Source organism: Streptomyces sp. HNM0645, assembly GCF_030056615.1.
GTDB classification, from domain to species: domain Bacteria; phylum Actinomycetota; class Actinomycetes; order Streptomycetales; family Streptomycetaceae; genus Streptomyces; species Streptomyces marianii.
In genome coordinates this window covers 24,086-48,795 of sequence record NZ_JASHLT010000001.1, presented here as the reverse complement: position 1 = coordinate 48,795, position 24,710 = coordinate 24,086, and the positions used below count along the sequence as shown (strand labels likewise).

The following is a 24,710-nucleotide window of genomic DNA, read 5'->3' as shown; positions in this document are numbered from 1 at the left end:
CGCTTCCGGCGACCGCGACGCGCACGGCGCGGCACCGGCTGCCGCGCGGTCCGCCCGCAGGTGCCGCGGGGCGGGTCCGTCCGCCGGGCCGGGTCGTCATGCCACAGCGCCGCCCGATGGGGTAAGCAGGAAGCATGGCGCACACTTCAGACAAACCGCAGGTCGCGGGGCTGGTGCTGGCAGCGGGTGAGGGACGCCGGCTGGGCGGCCGCCCGAAGGCGCTGCTGGAGCACCGAGGACGCCCCCTGGTGGAGAACGCGGTGCGGGTCCTGCGAGCGGGCGGCTGCCGGTCCGTGCACGTGGTGCTGGGCGCGGCGGCGGAGGAGGTGATGAGGCGGGCCGATCTGGCCGGCTGCGTGGTGGCCGTGAACCCGGACTGGGCGGAGGGGATGGGCTCCTCGTTGCGCGTGGGCCTGGCGTCGCTCGCCACGGGGGGCGCGGGGCACGACGCGGCCCTGGTGTCACTGGTGGACCAGCCCGGCATCGGGGCGGCGGCCGTGGCCCGGATCGTGGCGGCGTGCGACTCACCCTCCGCGCTGGTGTCAGCCGCGTACGACGGACGCCGGGGCCACCCGGTGCTCTTCGGCGCCCGGCACTGGGAGGCCGTGGCGGCACGCGCCTCGGGCGACCGCGGCGCCAGGGACTACCTGGCGGAGCACGAGACGGAGATCGCGCTCGTCGAGTGCGGGGACGTGGCGGAGGCGTACGACATCGACACACCGGAGGATCTGGCGCACCTCGAGTGAGCCGGGCAGGACCCGGCATCCGGGACGCGGCATCCGGGACGCGGCGCACCGCCCCGCAGCCCCGCAGGTGCCGCGGGCCCGGGCCCGGGCACGCGCCCCGGCGCGGCGGCGTCGCGTCACGTGAGGAACCTGGCACCGAGCGCCACGATCTGTCGACCAGAAGAATCTCGACATCAACAAACCATTGAACTTCCACCATGCGATAACTACTATCCACTGATCAGAAGCGCCTGACCCGTGAACGGCGCCCCCGGCCGCACCGCAGCAGCCCTGGCACCGAGTGCCACTCCACTGTGCTCCGCAGCCACCCGTACCGCCCGTGAAGCTCGCTGAAGGAAGTGACAGCTCATGTCCGCACCAGCGCCGTCGCCGCTGGCCGTCGTCGAAGCCGAACCACTGCCACGGCAGGAGGAGGTGCTCACCGACGCGGCACTCGCCTTCGTGGCGGAGCTGCACCGGCGGTTCACCCCCCGGCGTGACGAGCTCCTGGCCCGCCGCGCCGAACGCCGCACCGAGATCGCCCGTACCAGCACCCTCGACTTCCTCCCGGAGACGGCCCGGATCCGTGAGGACGAGAACTGGAAGGTCGCGCCGGCCCCGGCCGCGCTCGACGACCGCCGCGTGGAGATCACCGGGCCGACCGACCGCAAGATGACCATCAACGCCCTGAACTCCGGGGCGAAGGTCTGGCTCGCCGACTTCGAGGACGCCTCGGCACCCACCTGGGAGAACGTGGTTCTCGGTCAGCTCAACCTCATCGACGCCTACGAGCGCCGCATCGACTTCACGGACCCGCGCTCGGGCAAGTCGTACGCCCTCCGGCCCGCGGAGGAGCTCGCCACGGTCGTGATGCGTCCCCGCGGCTGGCACCTGGACGAGCGCCACGTGCTGGTGGACGGGCGCCCGGTCCCCGGCGCGCTGGTCGACTTCGGCCTGTACTTCTTCCACAACGCCCGGCGGCTCATCGACCTCGGCAAGGGCCCGTACTTCTATCTGCCGAAGACGGAGTCGCACCTGGAGGCCAGGCTCTGGAACGACGTCTTCGTCTTCGCCCAGGACCACGTCGGCATCCCCCAGGGCTCCGTCCGCGCCACCGTCCTGATCGAGACGATCACGGCCGCGTACGAGATGGAGGAGATCCTCTACGAGCTCCGCGACCACGCTGCGGGTCTCAACGCCGGCCGCTGGGACTACCTCTTCTCGATCGTCAAGAACTTCCGCGACGGCGGGGCCAAGTTCGTCCTCCCGGACCGCAACGCGGTCACGATGACCGCGCCGTTCATGCGCGCGTACACCGAACTGCTGGTCCGTACGTGCCACAAGCGCGGCGCGCACGCCATCGGGGGCATGGCGGCCTTCATCCCGTCCCGCAAGGACGCCGAGGTCAACAAGGTCGCCTTCGAGAAGGTCAAGGCCGACAAGGACCGCGAGGCCGGTGACGGCTTCGACGGCTCCTGGGTCGCCCACCCGGACCTGGTGCCCATCGCCATGGCCTCCTTCGACGCGGTGCTGGGCGACAGGCCCAACCAGAAGGACCGCCTCCGCGAGGACGTGCACGTCACGGCCGCCGACCTCATCGACATCGCGTCGCTCGACGCGCACCCCACGTACGAGGGTCTGCGCAACGCCGTCCAGGTCGGGATCCGCTACATCGAGGCCTGGCTGCGGGGCCTCGGCGCCGTCGCGATCTTCAACCTGATGGAGGACGCGGCCACGGCCGAGATCTCCCGCTCGCAGATCTGGCAGTGGATCAACGCGGGCGTCGTGTTCGAGAACGGCGAGACGGCGACCCCCGAGCTGGCCCGCAGGGTCGCCGCCGAGGAACTGGCTGCGATCCGCGCCGAGATCGGCGAGGACGCCTTCGCGGCGGGCAAGTGGCAGCAGGCGCACGACCTGCTGCTGCACGTCTCGCTGGACGCGGACTACGCGGACTTCCTGACCCTGCCCGCGTACGAGCAGCTGGTCGGCTGACCGCGCGTCGGTCACGGCCGGCCGCCCCCGGCACCGCACAGCGCCGGGGGCGGCCGGCCGTCGGCGTCGGGTTCCGTCGCCCGCGACAGCGGCGACGACGGCGCGACCGGAGCCACACCGTACGCCGGGTACGGTTCGGGACGATCCCCAAACGTTGACCGTTCACCTATGCATGGCCGCGGAGGGGCAGTGTCCCCGGGCCCCATCCACGGCCCATGGGGAAGATCGTTCGGCTGAAGCCCCATGGAGCCCCTCGCCGAGAGGCGACCACCCTCCGCAGCCCCTCAGACGGCCCCGACACAAGGTCCGCCGATCTCCCGGGACGCGATGCCGGCCGGCCGCACACCGGACACGTCCGGCCCACACCTCCGCCGCGCCCGGCCGCACGGCGCCACGCCCGGCGAGGTACGCGCCGGACGGCCACGACCGGCACGATAATTCCGCTGTGCTCCCTTCCCCTTCCGCGCCGGCCCCGGAACGGGTGGTCCGGCCCTTTCGCGTTCTCGTCGTCTGCACGGGCAATCTGCACCGCTCGCCGCTGGCGGAACGCCTGCTGAGGGCCAGACTCGCCGCCTCGCCCGGGATGTTCGAGGTGAGCAGTGCCGGAACCGCCGGCACCACCGGCACCCCCATGGATCCCTTCGCCGCGTCCCTCCTGGCCGAGCTCGGCGGCGATCCGCGCGGCGCCTTCGCCCGCCGGCTGACCACGGCCCACGTGGAGGACTCCGACCTCGTCCTGGGCGCCGCTGCGGAGCATCGCGAGGCGGTCGTGCGGCTCTCCCCGCTGTGGGCACTACATCGCGCTTTCACCCTGCGGGAGTTCGCCCGGCTGCTGAGGCCGGAGGACGCCGCGGGCGTCACGGATCCCGCCGGACGGGCCGCCGCGCTGGTCGGCGGAGCCGCGGCACGACGGGGGAACTCGGGCCGGGCGGACGACGACGACGTGGCCGATCCGCACGGGGCACCCCCGGAGACGGCCCGGGAGGTGGCCCGGCGGATCGCCGAGCCCGTGGAACGCATCGCCGAGGCCGTGCTGGCCGCTGCGCGCTGAGCGGGTCCACCCGCGCCGGCCGCCCGCCGCGGGTGGGCCCTCGCCCGCTCCGGAGTCCGTGGCCGCCGTGGGAGGACCGGCGGTTCAGCCGCCGCAGGGGCGGGGCGGCCGTGCCGTGACCCGCAGGGGGTGGACGAGCTGCTGGTGCAGCAGCGTCGGGGGACGGTCCGAAGGACGTTCCACGAGTTCCAGGACGAGGGTGCGCGTGACGCCGCGGGGCAGCTCCATGTCGACCGTGTAGACCGGGTGGCCGCGCTCGGTCAGCTGGTTCAGCATGGCCGGCCGGCCGTCCACGGTCGCGCTCGCCAGCCGTGCTCCCTCGGTGGCGTAGTACGAGACCAGCAACCGGTTGTCGCCGGGCCGGGTCCGGTAGGGCGGGCGGTCCACCCGCTGGGTGACGTAGGCGGGCAGGCCGGCGCCCGGTGCCCTGTTCGTCAGCGACGCGGTCACGGTCACCTCCCGTCCGGCCTCCGTGCAGCGCCCGGCGGTCCAGTCCATGCGCCGGTCCAGGTAGTAGTCGAGTTTGGTGCCGGCCGCGTTGTTGACGACCAGCCCGGCGAACGGGGCGGGGCCGTCGGGCAGGACGCCCCCGAAGGGGTGCGCCGCGAGCTCGCGCTGCTCGGCCGGATGGGCACTCCACACCTTGACCCGCCCTTCCCGCAGCTGGCCCCGCAGCGCCGCGAAGAGCGCGGAGCGTCGCGCCGGGTCGCCGGCACTGCCCAGGAGCACCTCGGAGGTGGCGCGGGCGACGTCGAGGAAGTACGCCTTCCGTTCCGTGGTGTCGGGGAAGGCCGCGTAGCTGGTGCGCTCGGTCAGGTCCACCACGTTGGCGGCGGTGACGGCGGTCCCGTCGGGGAGCCTGGCGGGGCCCGCGGCGGCGAGCAGCCCCGCCAGGGCGCCGGGATCGAGGGCGAAGGCGCCGTCCAGCCGCTGGCCGCTGTGCTCCCGCCACATGGCGGTCCAGATCCGCGCCGCGTGCGGGAAGTGCGGACTGACGTTGGAGTTGACCCAGACACCGGTGGGCGCGTGGCGGCCGTACATCGCGGTGTACTCGGCGCCCAGGTCGACGGAGGCACGGACCTCCGCCAACTCGCTGTCGTTGCCGAAGCGTTCGAATCCCAGGCGGCCGCGGTCCGCAGTGAGGATCGCGAACGCGCCGGGCAGCCCGCCGGTGCCGCGCGCCTCCGCCGTGTTCTCGAAGACCACCAGATACCGTCGCGGGCTCTTCTCTCCGAGCATGGACGGCATCACCCGCGCCGCGGCCGCGGCCTCGACCGTGGCGGGGACGAGGCGGTCGAGCCGGCCGGCGAGCAGGGCCCGCGCCCGGTCCGCGGCCGGCAGCCAGGTGCTCCGGGGCAGGCCGGCCACGGCGGCACGTACCTCGGAGGCGCTGCGCGATGCCTCGTGGAGGGCGGGAGCGGCACGGCGCAGTGCGGAGAGATCGAGATGACCGCCGTCCGCCCCGGCACCGCCGACGAGTTCGCCGGCGGTGTCCGCGAGGGGCGAGAGCACGTCGCGGGTCAGCCGGTCGGCCGCCTCCGCCGTACCGCGTACGGTGCGGACGGGACCGCCGAGGACGGGCAGGTGCGCGGCGGCGTACCAGGCCGGCCCGGTGGTGAGGCGGTGCGCCCCGGCCGCCCGGTCGGCGGCCTCGCGCACGGCGCCCTCCGGGGTGCTCGTCGCCGGCGCGCCCGCCGCGGCCGGGCCGCGCAGTGATTCCAGGCTCCGCTGGGCGGCCAGCAGTTCGTGGCGGGCGAGCACTCCGGTGACGGCGATCCATACGGCCCCGGCCAGGAGCAGCCCCGCGGCGGCGCACATCGAGGCCGCGGCGGGCCGGCGGCGGCACCAGCACGCCGCCCTGTCCGCGATGCGGGTCACGAAGCCTTGTTCCGGACGCGGCATGCGCGTCTCCCTCCGTCGGGCAGCGGTGCTTCGCACGCCGCGTCAGTAGGCGCCGTCGCCGCGCGCGACGGCGGGCAGCGTGCGCACGAGGATCTTCAGATCCATGCGGATCGACCAGGCACGCACGTACTCCAGGTCGAGGCGGAGCGCCTCCTCCCAGCCGAGGTCGGACCGTCCGCCGATCTGCCACAGGCCGGTGAGGCCCGGCCTGACCAGCAGCCGGCGCCGGGCCTCCTCGCTGAACGCGGAGTCCCGGACCGGCAGCGGCCGTGGACCGACCAGCGACATCTGCCCCATCAGTACGTTGACCAGCTGCGGCAGTTCGTCCAGGGACCAGCGGCGCAACCAGCGACCGGTCGTGGTGACCCGGGGGTCCTCGCGGATCTTGAACAGGTGTCCGTCGGACTCGTTCCGGGCGTCGAGCCCGGCCCTCATCCGTTCCGCCCCGACGTGCATGGTGCGGAGCTTCAGCACCTCGAACTCCCTGCCGTGGCGGCCCGTGCGCTTCTGCCGGAACAGGACCGGACCCGGGGAGTCCGCCTTCACCGCGACGGCCACGGCGAGGAGCAGCGGCGCGAGCAGGAGGAGCAGGGCCGCTGCCCCGACGACGTCGATGACCCTTTTGACGGCCAGACGTCCGAGCCCCGGCCGAGCGGGACCGCGACCGGCCGTCACTGCGACGGGTGAGGCCACCCCACCATCCTCTTCAACTGAACGAGGGAAAGTTGCCCATCGCGGAGGCATATTCAGTCACCTAACGTCTCGAATGGTCGATAACCGACAAATAGATGCAAACACGATGTCGGGGCAGGCCTCGGCAATGACACATCACCTTGCCGCCGTCGACCCGCGACGTGGCGGTCGAGAGGACCTTCATGCGTGCTGTAGTGACGGGTGGGGCCGGGTTCATCGGCTCCCATCTGTGCGAGCGCCTGCTCGCCGCAGACCACTCCGTGCTGTGCGTGGACAATCTCGTGACGTCCAGTGAGGACACCGTCGCCCATCTGATGGGAGACCCTCGCTTCCGGTTCGACTGCCGGGACGTCACCGCGGGCCTGAGCGTGAGCGGACCGGTGGACGCCGTGTTCCACCTGGCGTCGCCCGCCTCCCCCGCCGACTACCTGAGGCTGCCGCTGGAGACGCTGCGCGTGGGGTCGGCCGGCACATGGCATGCTCTCGACCTGGCCGCCGCCAAGGGCGCCCGGTTCCTGCTGACCTCCACCTCGGAGTCGTACGGAGACCCGCAGGTGCATCCGCAACCGGAGAGCTACTGGGGCCACGTCAACCCGGTGGGCCCGCGCTCGGTGTACGACGAGGCGAAGCGCTTCGGCGAGGCCCTGACGATGGCGTACCGCAGGGACCGCGGCGTCGACGCCAAGATCGTGCGCATCTTCAACACCTTCGGACCCAGGATGCGCCCCGACGACGGCCGGGCGATCCCCACGTTCATCCGCCAGGCACTGCGGGGAGAGCCGATCACGGTCACCGGGGACGGCAGCCAGACCCGGTCGCTGTGCTATGTGGACGACCTGGTCGAGGGGCTGATGCGGATGATCGGGAGCAGCCACGGGGGCCCGGTCAACCTCGGCAACCCGCACGAGATCACGATGCTCGAACTGGCCCAGTGGATCAGCAAGCTCACCGAGTCCCCGTCCGAGATCGTGCTGGTCCCCCGGCCGCAGGACGACCCCGGCAAACGCCGTCCGTCGATCGCCCTGGCCCGGGAACTCCTGGACTGGAATCCCACCACACCGGTGGAGCACGGACTCCGGGAGACCATCAAGGACTTCCGCCGCCGGATCGACCTCGACGACTTCGGCGCCACCCCCCGCCGGCATCCCGTCACCGTGCTGAACGGCACGGCCCGCCGATGACGCCGGTCGGCAACCGGACGGCGACCGGCACGGCGGACGTTCCCGTGGTCTCGTGCCTCGGCGTCCCCGTCACGGCGCACACCCGTGAGGGCGCGGCCCGCCGGGTGGTGCACCGCGCCCTGCACCTCCGGGACGCCCGCGAGGCGCACCGGACGGGAGACGCCGAGGAAGCCGCCGCACCCGAGGGGAGCGATGTGCACCTGTGCAACGCCTACACGCTCGCCCTCGGCGACAGGGACCCGGACCTGCTCAGGACCCTCCGTCAGGCGTTCCTCAACCTCGCCGACGGACAGCCGGTGGTCTGGGCGAACCAGCTCCTCCACCGGGGCACGGCGCTGCCGCGCAGACGCGTGTACGGACCGGACCTCATGCTGGACGTCCTCTCCATGAGCCAGGGCACCGGGTTGCGCCACTACCTGCTGGGCTCCACACCGGAGGTGCTGGCCACGCTGCAGCGCGAACTGCGGCGGCGCTTCCCCCGTGCCCTGATCGCCGGCGCCTGTTCCCCGCCGTTCCGGTCGCTGACCGCCCAGGAGCTGCGTGAGCAGGAGGAGGACATCCGCGCCCGCGGGGCCGACATCGTCTGGGTGGGACTCGGCACCCCCCTGCAGGACCACCGGGCGGCCGAGATCAGTGCCGCGCTGCCCGTGGTGACGGTGGCGGTGGGCGCCGCGTTCGACTTCATCGCGGGCAACAAGCGGCAGGCACCGGCCTGGATGCAGAACGGGGGGCTGGAGTGGGTGTTCCGGCTGGCCTGCGAGCCGCGCCGGCTGTGGCGGCGCTATCTGTTCGGCAACGCCCGGTTCGTCGGGGGCGTCGTCCGGCAGGCGGCCCTCCGGACGGCTCCGGGGGCATCCGCCCCGACCGGGCGGCCGTCGGACGCCGGGGCGGCGCTCGCCGGCAGGCGGGAGAGGACGCGTTGACGGCTCCGACCGGCGAGGTCCCGGACGTGGACCGCGGGCAGGGCGTCCGCCCGCCCGCCCGCCCGCTGCGCATCGTCCTGGCCTCGTACGCGTGCGACCCGAGCCGCGGCACCGAGCCGGGCATGGGCTGGGCATGGGCCGAGGCACTGGCACGCCGCGGGCACACGGTCGAACTGCTGACCCGCCCCCACGGCGGCAACACGGAGCACATCGGCCGGCGTATCGAGGCCCTCGGCACGGTGGGGCGGCGGATCCGGACCCATGTCGTGCCCGTCCCGCCACGCCCCTGGTGGGTCCGTCTGCTGCCGGGTTTCCTGCGCGGCCAGGCGCTGGAGTTCGTCCACTACGACGGATGGCAGCGGCACGCCCTCGAACACGCGCGCGCCCAAGGGCTCGACGGGGCCGATCTGGTGCACCACGTCTCGTACGGCTCGCTGGTGGGCGGCAGCGCGCTGCGCCGGCTCGGACCGCCGCTGGTGTTCGGCCCCGTGGGCGGTGGGCAGACCGCTCCGCGCAGTCACCGCCGCTGGCTGGGACCGGCGTACTTCCAGGAGGCGGTAAGGGAGTTGCTGTGGGTGCGGGGCATGAGCCTGCGCCCGACGTGCCGTGCGACGCTCCGCGAGGCGGCACTGGTCCTGACCACCAATCACGACACCGCGCAGCGGGCCCGCCGCCTGGGTCGCGCCGACCCGCGTCTGGTCCTGAGCGACGGGGTGCCGGACGAGCTGCTGCGCGAACCTCCGCAGGAGGGGGCGCGGCGCCCGGAACGCCCGCCGACGGTGCTCTGGGTCGGACGGCTCACCGCCATCAAGGCCCCGGAACTGGCCCTGAGAGCGTTCGCGCTCCTCCTCGCCCGCGTTCCCGGCGCCCGTCTCGCGGTGCTCGGGGACGGTCCGCTCCGTGCGGATCTGGAACGGCTCTCGGCGCGGCTCGGTGTGGCCGGCTCCGTGTGCTTCCGGGGCCGGCTGCCCTGGAAGGAGGCCCTCGGCGCGTACGACGACGCGGACGTGCTGCTCTTCACCAGCCTCCGCGACTCCTTCGGGGTGCAGAACCTCGAGGCCTGGGCCCGGGGACTGCCGGTGGTGCGTCTCGACCACCAGGGAGTCGGGGACTTCTGCGCGCCGGGCTGCGGGGCTCCCGTGCCGCTGGGCGATCCCGCGGACCTGCCGCAGCGCCTCGCCCACGCGCTCGCCGGAGTGCTCACCGACGAGGAGGTGCGCGACCGCACCGCGGAGGCCGGACCGCGGTGGGCGCGTCAGCACACCTGGGCCTCGAAGGCCGAACTCGCCGAGCGGCTCTACGAATCCGTCCTGAACCGTCGCTGAAGCACCGGCGGTCCCCGGCGGCCGCGCCCGCCGGCCGGTGCCCCGCCCCGTCCGCCGCCCGCCCGCCCGCCCGCCCGCAACGGAAAAGAGCAGCAGAGCGCATGCCAGCACAACAGGCACCCCGTCTCCGGACGGGCAGTCCCCCAAGGAACCCGGCGGCCTATCGCGTGGCGCTGGTGCACAGCTTCTACTCCTCCCGCCGGCCGAGCGGGGAGAACGCCGCCGTGCTCGACCAGGCGGAGGCGCTGCGTGCCGCCGGGCACGAGGTCACGCTGGTCGCCGCCCACACCGACGCGCTGGAGAGCGAGCGCGGCTACACCCTGCGTGCGGCGGTCAGGGTCGCCACGGGCCGCGGCCGGTCACCGCTGACGGAACTGCGCCGGCTCGGTCCCGACGTCGTGCACGTGCACAACCTCTTCCCCAACTTCGCCACCGACTGGCTGGACCGCTGGCCCGGTGCCGTGGTCGCCACGCTGCACAACTACCGTCCTGTGTGCGCCGCCGCCACGCTCTTCCGCGACGGGAAGACGTGCACGGCCTGCCCGGACGGCGACCGGTGGACCGGACTGCGGCACGGGTGCTACCGGGGACGCCGCGGCGCGACGCTCCCCCTCGCCTGGGCAGGCCGACGCGGCGCGGCGGCCCATCCCCTGCTGCGGCGCGCTCAGCGGCTGGTGACGCTCTCCGAGCGCAGCCGGGACCTGTACCTGAGGTTCGGCGTACCGTCGGAGAAGCTCGCCCTGGTGCCCAACTTCGTCGGCTTCGGCAGTCCGGCCGGCCCGGAGGACCGCACCACGGCGGCGACGGGGGCGGACCGGGCGGCGACGGCCCCGGGGGCGGCAGCGCGGTGGGTGTACGTCGGCCGGCTGAGCGACGAGAAGGGCGTCCTGCCCCTGCTCCGGAGCTGGCCGGACAACGAACCCCTCGACGTGATCGGCTCGGGCCCCCTGGAGTCCGCCTGCCGGGAGGCCGCGCCCGGTGGCGTCCGACTGCTCGGAGCCCTGCCGCGCCGGGAGATCACCGCACGGCTGCCGCGGTACACGGGCCTCGTCTTCCCCAGCGTCTGTCCGGAGTCCGCCACCGCGCTCGTCTGCCAGGAGGCACTGGCGGCAGGAGTGCCCGTACTCGCCCTCGCCGGATCGGCGGCGGCGGACAGCGTGCGCGGGAACGGTACCGGCGCGGTCTACGGCGGCCCGGGCGAACTGCCGCTCGCCCTCGCGACGGCACGCGAGCGTTTCCCCCGGCTGCGTGAGCACTGCCGCCGGGTGCACGCCGAGCGGTACAGCGCCCGGTCCTGGACGGCCGCCATGGAGGCCGTCTACGCACAGGCCCTGGCGCACGCCGCGGGCCGCCGGCCGGCGGGCGTCACGGAGCGGGCGTGCTGACCGCCCGGGGCACCCGGCGCCGCGTGGCCGTGGTGCAGCCGTACGTCCCTGGCTACCGCACGTCCTTCTTCGACCACCTGCAAGCCCGGCTGGCCTCGGAGGGCGTGGACCTGGAAGTGCTCCACGGGCCGACGCCCCCGCACCAGGCCGCACGAGGTGACGCCGCTTCCTGCGCCTGCGCGAGCGAGGTCCCCGTCCGGCGCCTGTCCCTGCCCGGCGGACGGTCGCTGCTCTGGCGCCGGGTGCAGCGCCGGGCGGCTTCCGCCGACCTCGTCGTACTGGAGCAGGCGCTGCACAACCTGGAGGCGTACCCCCTGCTGCTGCGGCGGCCGACGGGGCGCCTGGGCGGAGGCGCCTCCAGGGTGGCCTTCTGGGGACACGGCCGGACCTACACCAAACCGCAGAGCCGTCCCGAAGCCGTCGTGAAGGACGCGCTGACCCGACTTGGGTCCTGGTTCTTCGCCTACACCGAAGACGGGGCCGCACATGTCGCCTCGCGGGGTTTCCCGCGCGACCGCATCACCGTGGTGCGCAACTCCGTCGACACCACGGAACTCGTGGCCGCCCGCGTCCGGGCCGCGCGGCCGGGGACCGCGGAATTCGCCGAGGCCGCGCTGCTGCGCAAGCGGTTCGGCCTGACCGGGGGGCGCACCGCCCTGTACCTCGGCGGCCTGGACGCGCCCAAGCGGATCCCGTTCCTTCTGGACTGCGCCGACCGCATCGCCGCCGAACTCCCCGGCTTCCGGCTGCTGGTGGCGGGCGACGGCGCCGACCGGGACCTCGTCGACGCCGCCGCGAACCGGCCCGGTAGCCCGGTGGTCGCGATCGGCCACACGGGCGGGCCGAGCACCGCCCCGCTCGGGGCGGTCAGCGACGTCATGCTGATGCCGGGCCGGGTCGGACTCTGCGCTGTGGACTCCTTCGCCCTGCGCACGCCCGTCGTCACGACGGACTGGCCCTGGCACGCCCCCGAGTTCGAGTACCTGGCCGACGGCCGCAACGCGCTGGTCACGCCCGACGACCCCGCGGCGTACGCCGGCGCGGTGACCGCGCTGCTGCGCGACCCCGCACGGCTGGAGGCCCTCCGTACCGCGTGCCGGGACGACGTTCCCGCGTACACGACGGAGGGTATGGCGGCGCGTTTCTGCGACGGGCTGCTGAAGGCGATGGAACGACACCAAAGGAATCCGCATGCAGGTACATGAAGCCGGCCTCCTCGGCCGGACCGCCAAGGCCGCGGCACCCCGGCTGTGCCGGCTGGCGAGCAGCCGGCGGATCCGGCAGGGGACCCGTCTGCTGGAGATCTACCTGGAGATCCTCCAGGGACGGGGCGCCGGGACGGGCTGGGACCTTCACGGCGAGATCGTCGCGGCGCAGCGCTGCCTCCGGGGGGTCGAAGCACCGGTGATCTTCGACGTCGGCGCGAACCACGGTCAGTGGTCGACGGGGCTGCACTCTGCCCTCGGAACACGGAACGGCCGCTACTTCCTGTTCGAACCACAACCGGCGTGCCGGCCGGCACTCGCCAGGGCCCGGGTCCCGAACCAGGTGGTCATTCCCGCGGCCGTGAGCGACGAGGAGGGCTCCGCGACGATCTTCGCCGACGCCCCGGGCTCGGGCGTGGCATCCGTCCACCGACGCCGGGACTCCTACTTCGGCGACATGACGGCGCATCAGGAGAAGGTACCGGTCACCACCATCGACCGGGAGGTCGAGAGGTGGGGGGTCGAGCGGATCGACCTGCTGAAGCTCGACATCGAGGGAGCTGAGTTCCAGGCCCTGCGCGGAGCGGCCGGCAGCCTCCGGGACAGGAGGGTGACGACCATCGCCTTCGAGTTCGGCTCGGCGAACGTCTACTCCCGCACCTTCTTCCGCGACTTCTGGGACCTCCTCACCCCGCTCGGCTACCGTCTGTGGAGGATCTGCCCCGGAGGCGTCCTGCTGCCCGTGCAGGCGTACACGGAGGAACTCGAGCACTTCCGTGGAGTGAGCAACTACCTCGCGTCCCTGGGAACGCCCGCGACCCGCACGCCGCGCATGCCCGCCGGCAGGAAACCGGCGGCGCCCGTCACCGGGTGAGCTCCGGGCCGGGGGCCGCGGACACCCGCCGGCTCGGCGGAGCACGGCGACGAGCGTCCGCGGCGCCCCGGCGGCGGCACGGGTCCGTCGGACGTCCCCACGCGCAGGCGAAGCAGGCGGCCCCGGGAAGATCGTCGGATACCGGCGGGCTGGCCGAGACCGGGCGGGCCGGGAGCCTCGCTCGTCGCGTCAGCCGCGTGCTCGGAGACGGTGCTGTGGCAATGGCGCTCCTGAGCCGGTTCGCTCGTGCGCCGAGGATGCGACGGCGGTACACCGGTTGCGGTGAACGCGCACCCGGCCGTCCGTCGTGAGGGCCGGACCCGTGCGCGACCGCCGAAGTGACAAATGGTCAGCATGCCTTCTGGAACCAGTCGACGTAGGCACGGGCCACGTCCTGGAGCCGGAAACAGCCTTCGACGCGCTTCCGCGCCCGCTCGGCGAGCAGCACCCGGCGCTCGTGGTCACGGAAGAGCTCCGTCATGTCCGAGGCCAGGACCGCGGGGTCGTCGACATCCGTGAGAACTCCGGCCCGGCCGTCGTCGAGGACCCAGGGGACTCCTCCGCTGCGGGCACCCGCCACGACCGGAACCCCGACGCCCATCGCCTCGAGGATGGTGAGGGGGAGGTTCTCCGCGCGGGACGGGTGCACGAGGACGTCCGCTTCCCGGGCGAGGCGCTGGAGCAGCAGAGGGTGGGCGGTGGGGCCGGCGAACTCCACCCCTCGGTGGAGGCCCTTCGCCACGGCCCAGTCCTCCGCGGGCCCGCCAGGACCGAATCCCGCGCCGCACAACAGCAGCCGCGCCCCGGGAAGGCGGTCGCGCACCTGCCGGAAGGCCCGGAGCAGACCGGTGCCGTTCTTCAGCCGGCCCCAGCCCTGCAGCGCCGACGCGAACACCGGCTCTGCATGGTGACGAGGAGCCTCGGCACGCGGCAGGGAGTCGAGGAGCACGCCGTTGGGGATCACCTCGACGTGCCGCCGCACCCCGAGACAGCGCCGCAGATGTCGGACGGTGTACGGGCTGACGGCGCTCAGGGTGGTCGCCCGGTGCACGGCGGGCAGGGCCAGGCTGTGGCGCATCCACCGAAAGGCACTCCGCATCTCCCAGGCCGCGCGCAGGGGGGCGTCGTGCGCGGTGACGCAGGACGGCAGTCCGGTCTCCGTCGCCGCGAGTGCGAACTCGTAGGTCCAGTGGGCGCTGATCACATCGGCGGGGTACTCGCGCATGGCCCTGGCCAGACCCCGGCGCTCGCGGAGGAAGAAGTCGCGCGCCCGATGCCCGGCCATGGGGCGCTGCGGCACGGCGACGATCCGGAGCGGATCGCCGTCACCGTACACACGGCACTCGCTCAGCTCGGTGGTCAGGGCGTAGACGGTCACGCGGTGCCCTTGCTCCAGCCATGTCCGCACCAGCCAGCCCGTGTACGGAAAGGCGTAGACGGCCGGGACCCCGTCCGGCAGGTGGCCGCGCAGCATCCCGAGACCCACGGGGCCGGCAAAGCCGATGTGCATGGTCAGCTTCCTTTCACATCGTCGTGGGCTGCGGCCGCGAGCCGTACCCCTGCGCCGATGGGTTCCGGGGCGGCACGCCGCCCTCCCGGAGAACGCAGGACCCCGGCCGCTGACGCCATCGTGCAGAGCGGGATCCGGTGGCGGAGGAGCGCGCAGAGCGCGACGACCGGCAGCATGCAGACGAGGCCGTACCCCAGTCCGGCGGCCGGGGACCGACCGGAACCCCCCAGTGCCGCCGCACCGCCCAGACCCGCGCCGACGACGGCATGGATCGCGTGCATGCGCAGCGCCGCCGCTGTGGACAGCAGTCCGGCCCGGTGCCAGCCGCCGAGCTGCACCAGGTGCCCGGCCGTCTGCCCGACGGCCACGGCACCGGCTAGCAGGACGAGGCTCTGCTCCACGACCGCGATGCCGATCCCCGCGAACGTGGTCGACAGCACCGTCAGTTGTGTCGCCAGTACGACCCTGTTCGCGTGCCTGGTCTGGTCGATGATCATTCCCGACCGGCACAGGAGCGCCATGCCGGCGCCGGCCGCGGTCAGTGGTACCAGTGCGGTGGCGAGCTCCCAGCCCGGACCGAGCAGCAGCCCGAGCGCGGCGGGTCCGAGCCCGCACAGTGTCCCGAAACCCACGAAGGCGGCGGCCGAGGCCGCGCACACGACGTACTCCGCCGCACGGCCGCCCACCAGCCGGTCCGAGGCCCGCCGTTCGGCGAGCAGCGGAGTGGCCGCCGAGTTGAGGCCCTGGAAGAGAACCTGGGAAGGGAGCCCGACGAAGTAGGCGGCGCGGGAGTACGCTCCGGTGGCACCCGCCCCGAAGAAGTGCCCGGCCATCCACGTCGGCGAACTGGCGCCGACGAACTCCAGAAGACCGAAGCCGGCCAGGAAGCCCGAGGGCGCCAGGAGCTGCCGGATCCTGACCGGTGGGCCGGGGGGCAGCTCGGGCCGGGCGGAGACCCTGAAGGTGACGAGTGCCAGGGTGACGGCCGCCGCCGCGGGCTGCGCTGCGGCCAGCCCGAGCGGATTCAAGCCGAAGGCGATCAGTGTCACGCCGGCGGCGATACCGCTGGCCTGGCCGGTGAGTTCACCGGTGACCGCCGTGCGGGCCCGCCCGGTGCGACGCAGCGTGGCGATCAGGACCGTGGCGGCCGGCTGGACGAGGAACTGGCAGCCCAGCAGGCGGAGCAACGGCGTCATCTCGGGCATGTGCCACAGCGCGCCGACCAGCGGGGCGGTCGTCTGCATCGCGAGGAAGCAGAGGAGACCGCAGGCGGTACCGAGTCGCAGAGCTGCGTGCACCGCAGATCGCGTCAGCACTCCGGCCCGCAGGACGTAGGTGGCCAGTCCCCCGCTCGACACGTAACCGAGCAACTGGATCATGGTGAGGGCGATGGCGTAGGCACCGAACGCGCCCGGCGTCACCGTTCGCCCGGTGTACATGGTGTACCCGAGCTGGAGCACCAGGAGCACGGCGGAGCCGGAGCAGTTCCACCCGAGCCAGCGGAGAGCGGACCGGGCACCGACCGCGGGAGCAGGGCCGGCGTCAGCGGGTTTCACGCAGGAACCACCTCATGCCGCACGAAGGGGAACGGGCGTACCGTGACCGGCTTCAGGAGGTCAGAGCGAGGGCGCCTTGCAGACGAGAACCAGTCCCTCGGAGAATGCCGGCCGCAATTTGACGGCGGCGTGGAAGGCAGCGCGCATAAAGCGTTCCCGGACCCTCTTCCCCGAGCCGAGGACGTGGTAGTAGAGCCACCGGCTCGGATGCAGTCCGCAGTCCGAGACCAGGCGGGCCAGAGAGGCGGGGGTGAATACGTACACATGGTCCGGGTGAATGCTTTCCCACCCCCGCATGGTGTTGACGATCCCCTTGAAGGCGAGCCCGTTGGGAGTGGAGAGGATCAACTCGGCCCCGTTCCCCGCTTCCCGCATGAGGTCCGCGATGCCACGGAGGAAGCTGGCCGCGTCCCGTACGTGCTCGATGACGTCGCCGGCGAGGATGACGTCGGGCTTGAACGCGACGGCGACGGACCTGTCGGCCGGGTCGGAGACGTCCATGACGGTGTACTCCCCGCCCAGCCGGTTCCGCAGGATCTCGATTCCCTCGGCGTCGATGTCCGCCCCGAGCACCGCGGATGCGGTCTTCAGCAGCCGTGCGTGGAGGATCGAACCGTCGCCCAGCCTTTCCTCGGTCAGCGGCGAGTCGGCGCAGCCGATGTGCAGCACCCGGCGCCCGGCGCAGAGTTCGAGCAGGAGCGCGTCCCGCTCGGGCATGACCGGTCCGACAGGCAGACGGTGGACGAAGAATCCGGGATGTGGCATGACGCCTCTCCTCAAAATTGCTGCAGATCGCACCGGGCTGTTGGCACGAGACCCCGGCACGCCGAAGGGAAAAGGAGGTCGGCCTGTACGGATGCAGCCGCGCCGAATTCAGAGGCTATCCCAGCCGCGTTCCGGCTCGGAACTGACACGCCCTCGTGATGACCTGCAGAAATCCCCGCGGGGTCAGGGCAGGAATACCGTGTCGTCATCGCGCGAGGCGTTTTCCAGGGGGCGCAGTACACGGCAGGGGATTCCCCCGGCGACCACGCCGGGGGGAAGCGAGGCGGTGACGACCGCGCCGGCTCCGACAACCGTCCCCGCGCCGATCTCGACGCCCTTGAGGATCATGCTGCGCGCCCCCAGGAACACGTCGTCGCCGATCACGATCGGGGCGGCGGCGGCTCGGGACTCGGGCTCGAACCGGCGGGGAAGCGTGTCGACGGGATGGAAGTCCGTATCTGCGATGAGCACGTCGGCACCGATCAGAACGCGCCTTCCGATCACCACCGACGTCGATGCGCAGATCGTCGTCCCGCTCAGTCCGGTGTGGTCCCCGATAGCGATACGGGCACCGGGGCGCATCGTGCGCAGGACGACCGGCCGGGCGACTCCGAGCGGCGTGTTGGGCACTCGTGAGATCAGCGTGGTACCGGAGCCGAGCTCGATCGTGGATCCCTGGGCCAGACTCACCACCGGACGGCCGATCGCCGTCACCTTCGAGGCCACTTCCGCTTTCGACAGGGAAAGCGCGGCCCACCCTGCCAGTCGCTGAACCAGAGTTCCTGCAGCGCGTGTCAACTCCAAGGGTCTTCTCCTCGCCCGCGACCGACTACGCCGCAGATTCGTCCCGGGTAACGCAACCTTGCAGGTCAGATTTACCAGGCCGAGGTTCTCCGAGGCGTGCAGCGACGCGAGGTCTGCAAGGGTCCGGACCGGCAGTCCTGTTCGCGGACCGGAGCCCGGTCGAGGCCCGTTCGCCGAGGGTTCCGCATGCCCGCTGAACCGGTGTCACCGTCGTACCCGCTGTCGCTTGAGCGGTGTTGCGTGCCGCGCGGGACTCACCCGCCGCGACTTCCGTCTCCGCCGGGCCACCGTGCCCCGGCCCGGGCGGGCAGCGCGTCCGTCGCGTCGCCGCCGTTCCGGACCGGCGCCGGTCCAGGCACGGTTGTCGCGGGGAGGGCCTGCCGCTCCTCCGGAGGAGCGGGCATGCCGATGCCGGCGGGAGACGGCGGCCGGGCCGCCTCGGCCTCCGAGAGCCGCGCCTGCCACAGGCACCACCCCAGGAGCACCGCCTGCTCCGGCGGGGCCGAGTAGGCGACGAAGAGCACCAGCTGACCGATGATCACCAGGCGCAGTACCAGGTTTCCGTCCGGTCCGCGGCCGAGTCGGCACCACACCAGCACGTACAGGACGAGCAGCGCCGCCAGCCCGACCGTGCCCAGTCGCAGCATCAAGTGCAGGTAGTAGTCGTGCGGCGAGACCGTGGCGAGACCGCCCGCGATGGACCGCTCGTAGCCGGAGCCGAACGGGGAGCCCAGGAGCCACTGCACCGTCGAACGCGAGGCGTTCAGCAGTTCCTGCCAGCCGAGCACACGCCACACGAAGGAGCTGCGTGAGCCCTGGGCCTCGTTGAAGGAGTCCGTGAGCGAGGCGCCGACCGTGCCGAAGGCGCCGATCAAGTAGAGCAGTGCCGCGAAGGCCAGGACCACTCCCGCCGCCATCGCGGACGTCATGCGCTGCCCGGCACGGGCGGGACGCAGCAACCACCATCCGACGCCCATGGCCACGGCGGCGACCCACACCGTGCGGTGCTGCAGCAGTACGACGAGCACGATGAGCAGAAGGGCCGCTGGCACCGCGAGCACGCCGCGACGTGCGGCCCTCCGCCCGTCGGACTCCGACGAGCCGGACGGTGAACGGTCCGGCACCGGTGGGCACAGCAGCAGCAGCGCGCCCTGCGCGATCACCAGCGCCGCACCGGCGGGCACGGGCCTGGGGTCGACCGTCACCCCGTCCACCGCCACGTGCGTGGTCAGCGAGTGCAGCCCGCGGCCCAGCCAGCCGGCCAGGCTCAGCAGTGCGTACGCCGCTGCGGAGGCCAGCCAGGCCCGGCGGACGACGCGGTTCAGCGAGGCGTCCGCCGGGAGGGTGGCCACGTAGAGGGTGAAGGCGAGGAAGTGCCAGAAGTAGACGCGGGCGTCGTTGCCCGCCGCCTCCAGGCCGAATGCGGCGACTCCCCGCAGCGTCGACCATCCGGCCAGGGCCACCAGTACCAGAGCGGGCAGCAGCCCCGAGCGTGCCCGGACGTCGCGGCGGGGTAGACGGGCCGCGGCGACACACACGGCGCAGGCGGTGAGGACGTCCGCCGGATAGAGGCGGACGCCGAGGTCGAGACCGGCCGTCTGCCCGTCGACGGCGACCGACCACACGGGTACGGCTAGCAGCAGTCCGATCGCGACACCACAGTGCCGGGCGAAGACCCACAGCAGCAGCGCCACGAGCGGAAGTGCCGTGAACAGCATCAGCAGGGTCTGCGGGTCGACGGGAAGGAGTGGCACCGTGATCCGTTCTGGGACGTGGGAAATGCGCTGGGGATGGATTGGGTCCCTGCGGCCGGCGGTACGTCAGCCTTCCGCCGGGCCCCGTTCCCGGTCGTTCAGGGGTCCGCGCGGAGGGACGTGTGCCGGCGCCGCGGCACGACTCCCGGCCTGCGCGCGGTGGACCGCAGGACGGTCTTCACGTACGGGGAGCAGAAGACCAGCGGGGCCCAGGGGCCGAGGTGACGGCGGCAGTACCGCCACCAGGGCGCCGGCGGCTGCTCCCGCACCGAGGCCAGCCGCCGCAGCGCGGTGCGTGCGTCGATGCCGGGTTCGGCCGAGGTTCCCCTGACGGCGCCGGCGTTGTCCTCGCAGGTGCCCACGTGGCCCGGTGCCAGCAGCAGCGGGATGCCGGCCCGGCGGGCACGGAGCCCGTAGTCGTGGTCGCCCATGCGGTGCGGGAAGGCGGGGTCGAGGTCACCCAGCACACGCCGGGCCGCGGCGGTGACCAGCACCGCGTTGCCGTTGCAGGTGTCGCACGGCGTCGCCCGCCGGGCGTCCGGTTCGACGCGCTCCAGGGCCGGGGGACGCAGGGGTGACCGGACGAGGCGGTAGCCGCTGTAGGTGGTGCGGGTTCCGTCGCCGGAGCGCGTGGCGCCGACGGCCACGGCCGGGCGGTCGAGGGGTGCGGCGGTGCGCAGCAGTGCGGCGAGGGCTCCCTGGTCGAGGACCACGTCGTCGTTGAGCCACAGCACATGGGCCGCGGGGTCGGCACGGGTGGCGGCGATCCTGGTACCGGTGCCCCAGAAGACGTCCGGGCCGACCGTCACCACGTCGGTGCCGGGGAAGGCGGCCCGCACCTCGTCGGCAGTGCCGTCGGCACTGCCGGCGTCGACGAGGTGGACGGTGCAGCGGGTGCCGGCCGGAAGGCCGGTCTGGGCGTGCACCGAGGAGACGGCCGCGAGCGTCCTGTCCCGGCGGTTGTGACAGGTCATCAGAACGGCGACACCCCGCGGGGCGCCCCCGGGCGGAATGCGTTCGGCGTGCACCCGGTCACCGCGCGGCCGGAGCGGGGACGGCGGAGGGCGCGGCGAGGCCTCCCGGAGCGAGGCCGTTCCGGAGGACGTTGAGCTCCGCGTCGACCATCAGCCGCGCCAGTTCGGGTGCGCGCACGGTGGCGCGCCATCCGAGCCGCGCCTGCGCCTTGGAGGCGTCGCCGATCAGGTGGTCGACCTCGGTCGGGCGCAAGTAGCGCTCGTCGAAACGCACGTGGTCGCGCCAGTCGAGGCCGACGTGCGCGAAGCACTGGTCGACGAACTCGCGCACGCTGTGGCCGGCACCGGTGGCGATCACGTAGTCGTCGGGCTCGTCCTGCTGCAGCATCAGCCACATGGCCTCGACGTACTCGGCGGCGTAGCCCCAGTCCCGGCGGGCGTCGAGGTTGCCGAGGTGGACCACGTCCTGGAGGCCGGCCTTGATCCGGGCGGCGGCCACGGCCACCTTCCGGGTGACGAACGTCGGGCCGCGGCGCGGGGACTCGTGGTTGAACAGGATGCCGTTGACGGCGTACAGACCGTACGCCTCACGGTAGTTGCGGGTGACCCAGTACGCGTACACCTTCGCCGCCCCGTAGGGCGAGCGGGGATGGAAGGCGGTGCGCTCGTCCTGCGGCGGTGGGGCCGCGCCGAACATCTCCGAGCTGGAGGCCTGGTAGAACCGGCAGGGCAGGCCCGTCCTCCTGATGGCCTCCAGCAGCCGGGTGGTGCCCAGCCCCGTGGTGTCACCGGTGAATTCGGGCTCGTCGAACGACACCCGCACGTGCGACTGGGCGGCGAGGTGGTAGACCTCGTCCGGCTGCACCTGCTCCAGCAGGCCCGTCATCCGCGTTCCGTCGGTGAGGTCGCCGTAGTGCAGGAAGAGACGTGCTTCCGGGTCGTGCGGGTCACGGTAGAGGTGCTCGATGCGCTCGGTGTTGAAGGTGGAGGCGCGGCGGACGATCCCGTGCACCCGGTAGCCCTTGTCCAACAGCAGTTCGGCGAGATAGGAGCCGTCCTGGCCCGTGATGCCGGTGATGAGTGCCGTTCTGGCGGTCACACGCGCTCCTTGGCTGATGAGGTTTCACGAGGCGACGGAAGGTCCCTTGCAGATGGGCGCCCCGGCACCGCACCAGTGTAGGCAACAATTACTGCATTTCTTATGCAATGTGGCGTTATGTCGTATTTCGCCCCTTTCGCCGTAAGGTGGGGCACCACCCCACCCAGCCCTTCACCGGATCCGATCGGGGACGGACACCTTGGACCTTCGCGACTACCTACGAGTCCTCTCTCGCCGCTGGCGCGCCATCACCGCGCTGACCCTGCTCGGCACGGCGGCCGGCGTGCTCCTCACGTACACGGCCGTCCCCGAATACCGGGCCACCTCCAAGCTCTTCGTCTCGCTGCAGGGCGGCACCGACGCCGACACCGCGCAGCTCGCCCAGGGCAATCTCTTCACCCAGGCCCGTGTGCGTTCGTACGCCGAAGTGGCGACGAGCCCCCTGGTGACCCGGCACGTCGTGAAACAGCTGAAGCTGAAGATGTCACCGGCCGCACTGAGCAGCAAGATCAGCGCGACAGCCCAGCCCGACACGGTGCTGCTCCAGCTCACCGTCACCGACACCGGTGCGGAACGGGCGGCACGCATCAGCAACGCCGTCGCCGTACGGTTCACCGAGGTGATCCGCGGTCTCGAGCGCCCGATCGACGCCGATTCGTCACCGGTGCGGCTGAGCGTCACCGAGCCGGCCTCCGTGCCCGGCGCGCCGTTCTCGCCGCGGCCGGCCGTGAACATCGCACTCGGGCTCCTGGCCGGGCTGATCCTCGGGGTCGGCTTCGCCCTGGCGAGGGAGACCCTGGACTCGTCGGTCCGCACGTCCAAGGCACTGACCGACGCCGTGGCCGGCTTCGGCGGACCGCCCGTGCTCGGCAGCATCGTGCACGACCCCCGGGCGACCAGCCGGCCGCTGGCACTCCGCGACGACATGCACGGGCTGCGCGCCGAGGGCTTCCGGCGGCTTCGCACCTGTCTGCAGTTCGTGGACGTGGACCGGCCGCCGAAGGTGATCGCGGTGACCAGCCCGCTGTCCGGCGAGGGAAAGACGAGTGTCGCGGTGAACCTCGCCGCGACCCTGGCCGAGACCGGAGCCTCGGTGTGCCTGGTCGACACCGACCTGCGCCGTCCCTCCACCGCCCGGACCCTGGGCCTGATCAGGGACGCCGGGCTCACCACCGCGCTGATCGGCCGGGCCGAGGTGCAGCAACTGCTGCAGTCCGCGGGATCCTTCTCCGTACTGACCAGCGGCGCGGTTCCGCCGAACCCCACCGAGCTGCTCGGCAGCGCGCAGCTGAAGTCCGTACTCCGCGGTCTCGCCGAGAAGTTCGACCATGTCGTGGTGGACACCGCTCCGGTGCTCCCCGTCGCGGACGCCTCCGTGATCGCCTCCGAGGTGGACGGCTACCTCCTGGTCGTCCGGGCGTCCCGGACCAGCCGCGACCAGGTCGCGGAGGCCCTGCGCGCCCTGCGGCACGTGGGTGCCTCCGTGGTCGGCACGGTCCTCAACATGGCCTCGCCGAAGGAGGACCGCGGTGCCCACGGGTACGCCTACGAATACCGGCCGCAGTGCCACACGACCGGCCGGTCCGCCCGCCTGGCCCGGCTCGCCCGCATCTCCCGTCCGGGCCGGACCGGACGCCCGTCCCGACTGGTCGGGATCGCGCGGGCCGTCAGGCGCAGGCGGTCGGCCGGCACCGCCCCGGCCCTGCCGACTCCCGGCGGGGGACCGGACGCCCGGCTCGCCGCCCCGGTGAAGGCGCTCGCCGAAGAGGCACCGCGCCCGGTGGCCGTCGAACGGAGCGTGCAGTCGTGACCTCCGTGCTCTCGGAACCGTACGGGGCCGTCCGCCGCCCCCTGGACCGCTCGGCCCGGGTGCTCGTCGCCGGACGCCGTGGACTCGTCGGTTCGGCGGTGTGGCGGCATCTGTCGCGGGAGGGCTTCACCGGCCTGACGGGACCCGGTTCCGCGGAACTGGACCTGCGCGAGCGCCGTGAGGTCTTCGACTGGTTCGCCGCCGCCCGACCGGACGTGGTGGTGCTCGCCGCCGCCCGCGTGGGCGGGATCAGGGCCAACGCCACCCGGCCCGCCGACTTCATCTCCGACAACCTGCGGATCCAGGTCAATGTGCTGGACGCCGCGCTGGAGCACGGGGTCGAGCGGCTGCTGTTCCTGGGGTCCAGCTGCATCTACCCCAAGTTCGCCGACCAGCCCATCCGGGAGGACGCGCTCCTCACCGGCCCGCTGGAACCGACCAACGACGCCTACGCCATCGCCAAGATCGCCGGGATCCAGCAGGTCCGGTCGGTACGGCGCCAGCACGGCCTGCCGTGGATCTGTGCCATGCCGACCAATCTGTACGGCCCCGGGGACAACTTCCATCCCGAGCACTCCCATGTGCTGCCGTCGCTGATCCGCCGCTTCGACGAGGCCCGCAGGGAGGGAGCACCACGGGTCGTGAACTGGGGCTCCGGAACGCCGCGCCGGGAGTTCCTGCACGTGGACGATCTGGCCCGGGCCTGCCTCCACCTGCTGGAGCACTACGACGCGGACGGCCCCGTCAACGTCGGCACCGGAACGGACCTGACCATCCGGGAGGCCGCGGAGCAGGTGGCGGAGGTCGTCGGCTACCGCGGAACCCTCGAATGGGACCCGGGGCAGCCCGACGGGACCCCGCGCAAGCTGCTGGACATCTCCCGGATCACCGCGCTCGGCTGGGAACCGAGGATCGGCCTGCGTGACGGCCTCGCCGACACCTACGCCTGGTACGCGGACCACCTCGCCTCCGGCGCGCTGCGGCTCTGATCGACCACGGCGTCCGGTCCCGCCGGCCCCGGCCGGGACCGGACGCTCGTCCCGGGCTCACGTCCCCGGGCCCGGGTTTCCGAACCCGCGGCCGTGCCCGCGCGGCCCGGACGAACGCTCCCGAGGCTCGTTCCCGGTCCGGATCTCCTGACGCACGGCCGCGGCCCGCGTTCCCGAACGCACTCCTCCGCCC

Annotated in this window: 19 protein-coding genes and 1 pseudogene; 11 read left to right on the top strand and 9 right to left on the bottom strand. The window is 72.9% G+C overall.

The window, feature by feature from the left end; genetic code table 11:
• The first annotated feature begins 134 nt into the window (after positions 1–134).
• From QMZ92_RS00215 to QMZ92_RS00205, 3 genes are all read left to right on the top strand, one after another.
• Complete coding sequence (locus QMZ92_RS00215) at positions 135–746, top strand: nucleotidyltransferase family protein (RefSeq protein WP_283295146.1); 612 nt, start codon at positions 135–137, stop codon at positions 744–746.
• A gap of 348 nt (positions 747–1,094) precedes the next feature.
• Positions 1,095–2,717 carry a malate synthase A gene (gene aceB, locus QMZ92_RS00210; protein WP_283295145.1) on the top strand — a complete coding sequence of 541 codons (1,623 nt, stop codon included), beginning with the start codon at positions 1,095–1,097 and terminating at the stop codon, positions 2,715–2,717.
• A gap of 445 nt (positions 2,718–3,162) precedes the next feature.
• On the top strand, positions 3,163–3,768 hold the full coding sequence (locus QMZ92_RS00205; protein WP_283295144.1) for an arsenate reductase/protein-tyrosine-phosphatase family protein: 606 nt from the start codon (positions 3,163–3,165) through the stop codon (positions 3,766–3,768).
• Between the two features lie 84 nt (positions 3,769–3,852).
• On the opposite strand, the gene QMZ92_RS00200 is transcribed toward QMZ92_RS00205, so the two are convergent.
• Together QMZ92_RS00200 and QMZ92_RS00195 are read right to left on the bottom strand one after the other, a co-directional pair.
• Positions 3,853–5,670 carry a DUF4012 domain-containing protein gene (locus QMZ92_RS00200; protein ID WP_283295143.1) on the bottom strand — a complete coding sequence of 606 codons (1,818 nt, stop codon included), beginning with the start codon at positions 5,668–5,670 and terminating at the stop codon, positions 3,853–3,855.
• Positions 5,671–5,712: 42 nt separating this feature from the next.
• A pseudogene (locus QMZ92_RS00195) lies at positions 5,713–6,309 on the bottom strand (sugar transferase); the annotation flags it as partial.
• Between the two features lie 236 nt (positions 6,310–6,545).
• On the opposite strand from QMZ92_RS00195, the gene QMZ92_RS00190 reads away from it, so the two are divergent.
• The 6 genes from QMZ92_RS00190 (at position 6,546) to QMZ92_RS00165 (ending at position 13,256) form a co-directional block, all read left to right on the top strand.
• Positions 6,546–7,544, top strand: coding sequence for a UDP-glucuronic acid decarboxylase family protein (locus QMZ92_RS00190; protein ID WP_283295142.1), 999 nt, complete (start codon positions 6,546–6,548; stop codon positions 7,542–7,544).
• Entirely contained in the window at positions 7,541–8,467 is a 927-nt protein-coding gene (locus QMZ92_RS00185) for a WecB/TagA/CpsF family glycosyltransferase (RefSeq protein ID WP_283295141.1), read from the top strand. Before QMZ92_RS00190 ends, QMZ92_RS00185 begins: the two co-directional genes overlap by 4 nt.
• Positions 8,464–9,792 carry a glycosyltransferase family 4 protein gene (locus QMZ92_RS00180; RefSeq protein WP_283295140.1) on the top strand — a complete coding sequence of 443 codons (1,329 nt, stop codon included), beginning with the start codon at positions 8,464–8,466 and terminating at the stop codon, positions 9,790–9,792. The genes QMZ92_RS00185 and QMZ92_RS00180 overlap by 4 nt, the downstream gene beginning before the upstream one ends.
• A 101-nt stretch (positions 9,793–9,893) precedes the next feature.
• Positions 9,894–11,177 (top strand): glycosyltransferase family 4 protein, encoded by a 1,284-nt coding sequence (locus tag QMZ92_RS00175; RefSeq protein ID WP_283295139.1) that lies wholly within the window; start codon positions 9,894–9,896, stop codon positions 11,175–11,177.
• Positions 11,171–12,382, top strand: coding sequence for a glycosyltransferase family 4 protein (locus QMZ92_RS00170; RefSeq protein ID WP_283295138.1), 1,212 nt, complete (start codon positions 11,171–11,173; stop codon positions 12,380–12,382). The genes QMZ92_RS00175 and QMZ92_RS00170 overlap by 7 nt, the downstream gene beginning before the upstream one ends.
• Positions 12,369–13,256 carry an FkbM family methyltransferase gene (locus QMZ92_RS00165; protein WP_283295137.1) on the top strand — a complete coding sequence of 296 codons (888 nt, stop codon included), beginning with the start codon at positions 12,369–12,371 and terminating at the stop codon, positions 13,254–13,256. The genes QMZ92_RS00170 and QMZ92_RS00165 overlap by 14 nt, the downstream gene beginning before the upstream one ends.
• Before the next feature lie 349 nt (positions 13,257–13,605).
• Here QMZ92_RS00165 and QMZ92_RS00160 read toward each other — a convergent pair whose 3' ends face one another.
• From QMZ92_RS00160 to gmd, 7 genes are all read right to left on the bottom strand, one after another.
• On the bottom strand, positions 13,606–14,766 hold the full coding sequence (locus QMZ92_RS00160) for a glycosyltransferase family 4 protein (protein WP_283295136.1): 1,161 nt from the start codon (positions 14,764–14,766) through the stop codon (positions 13,606–13,608).
• A gap of 2 nt (positions 14,767–14,768) precedes the next feature.
• Complete coding sequence (locus QMZ92_RS00155) at positions 14,769–16,322, bottom strand: oligosaccharide flippase family protein (protein WP_283295135.1); 1,554 nt, start codon at positions 16,320–16,322, stop codon at positions 14,769–14,771.
• A 60-nt stretch (positions 16,323–16,382) separates the two neighbouring features.
• Positions 16,383–17,087, bottom strand: a complete 705-nt coding sequence (locus QMZ92_RS00150) for a class I SAM-dependent methyltransferase (RefSeq protein WP_283295134.1) — start codon at positions 17,085–17,087, stop codon at positions 16,383–16,385.
• A gap of 183 nt (positions 17,088–17,270) precedes the next feature.
• Complete coding sequence (locus QMZ92_RS00145; protein WP_283295133.1) at positions 17,271–17,813, bottom strand: acyltransferase; 543 nt, start codon at positions 17,811–17,813, stop codon at positions 17,271–17,273.
• 332 nt (positions 17,814–18,145) lie between these two features.
• On the bottom strand, positions 18,146–19,645 hold the full coding sequence (locus QMZ92_RS00140) for an O-antigen ligase family protein (protein ID WP_283295132.1): 1,500 nt from the start codon (positions 19,643–19,645) through the stop codon (positions 18,146–18,148).
• 98 nt (positions 19,646–19,743) lie between these two features.
• Complete coding sequence (locus QMZ92_RS00135; RefSeq protein WP_349307692.1) at positions 19,744–20,673, bottom strand: glycosyltransferase family 2 protein; 930 nt, start codon at positions 20,671–20,673, stop codon at positions 19,744–19,746.
• Between the two features lie 4 nt (positions 20,674–20,677).
• Positions 20,678–21,718, bottom strand: a complete 1,041-nt coding sequence (gene gmd / locus QMZ92_RS00130) for a GDP-mannose 4,6-dehydratase (RefSeq protein ID WP_283295131.1) — start codon at positions 21,716–21,718, stop codon at positions 20,678–20,680.
• A gap of 199 nt (positions 21,719–21,917) precedes the next feature.
• On the opposite strand from gmd, the gene QMZ92_RS00125 reads away from it, so the two are divergent.
• Complete coding sequence (locus tag QMZ92_RS00125; protein WP_283295130.1) at positions 21,918–23,528, top strand: tyrosine-protein kinase domain-containing protein; 1,611 nt, start codon at positions 21,918–21,920, stop codon at positions 23,526–23,528.
• Entirely contained in the window at positions 23,525–24,517 is a 993-nt protein-coding gene (locus tag QMZ92_RS00120) for a GDP-L-fucose synthase family protein (RefSeq protein WP_283295129.1), read from the top strand. The genes QMZ92_RS00125 and QMZ92_RS00120 overlap by 4 nt, the downstream gene beginning before the upstream one ends.
• The last annotated feature ends 193 nt before the right edge of the window (positions 24,518–24,710 follow it).

Coding starts and splice junctions, on each gene's coding strand:
- QMZ92_RS00185 (WP_283295141.1), top strand. CDS start 7,541: ATGACGCCGGTCGGCAACCGGACGGCGACCGGCACGGCGGACGTTCCC.
- QMZ92_RS00215 (WP_283295146.1), top strand. CDS start 135: ATGGCGCACACTTCAGACAAACCGCAGGTCGCGGGGCTGGTGCTGGCA.
- QMZ92_RS00175 (WP_283295139.1), top strand. CDS start 9,894: ATGCCAGCACAACAGGCACCCCGTCTCCGGACGGGCAGTCCCCCAAGG.
- QMZ92_RS00190 (WP_283295142.1), top strand. CDS start 6,546: ATGCGTGCTGTAGTGACGGGTGGGGCCGGGTTCATCGGCTCCCATCTG.
- QMZ92_RS00165 (WP_283295137.1), top strand. CDS start 12,369: ATGCAGGTACATGAAGCCGGCCTCCTCGGCCGGACCGCCAAGGCCGCG.
- QMZ92_RS00160 (WP_283295136.1), bottom strand. CDS start 14,766: ATGCACATCGGCTTTGCCGGCCCCGTGGGTCTCGGGATGCTGCGCGGC.
- aceB (WP_283295145.1), top strand. CDS start 1,095: ATGTCCGCACCAGCGCCGTCGCCGCTGGCCGTCGTCGAAGCCGAACCA.
- QMZ92_RS00150 (WP_283295134.1), bottom strand. CDS start 17,087: ATGCCACATCCCGGATTCTTCGTCCACCGTCTGCCTGTCGGACCGGTC.
- QMZ92_RS00200 (WP_283295143.1), bottom strand. CDS start 5,670: ATGCCGCGTCCGGAACAAGGCTTCGTGACCCGCATCGCGGACAGGGCG.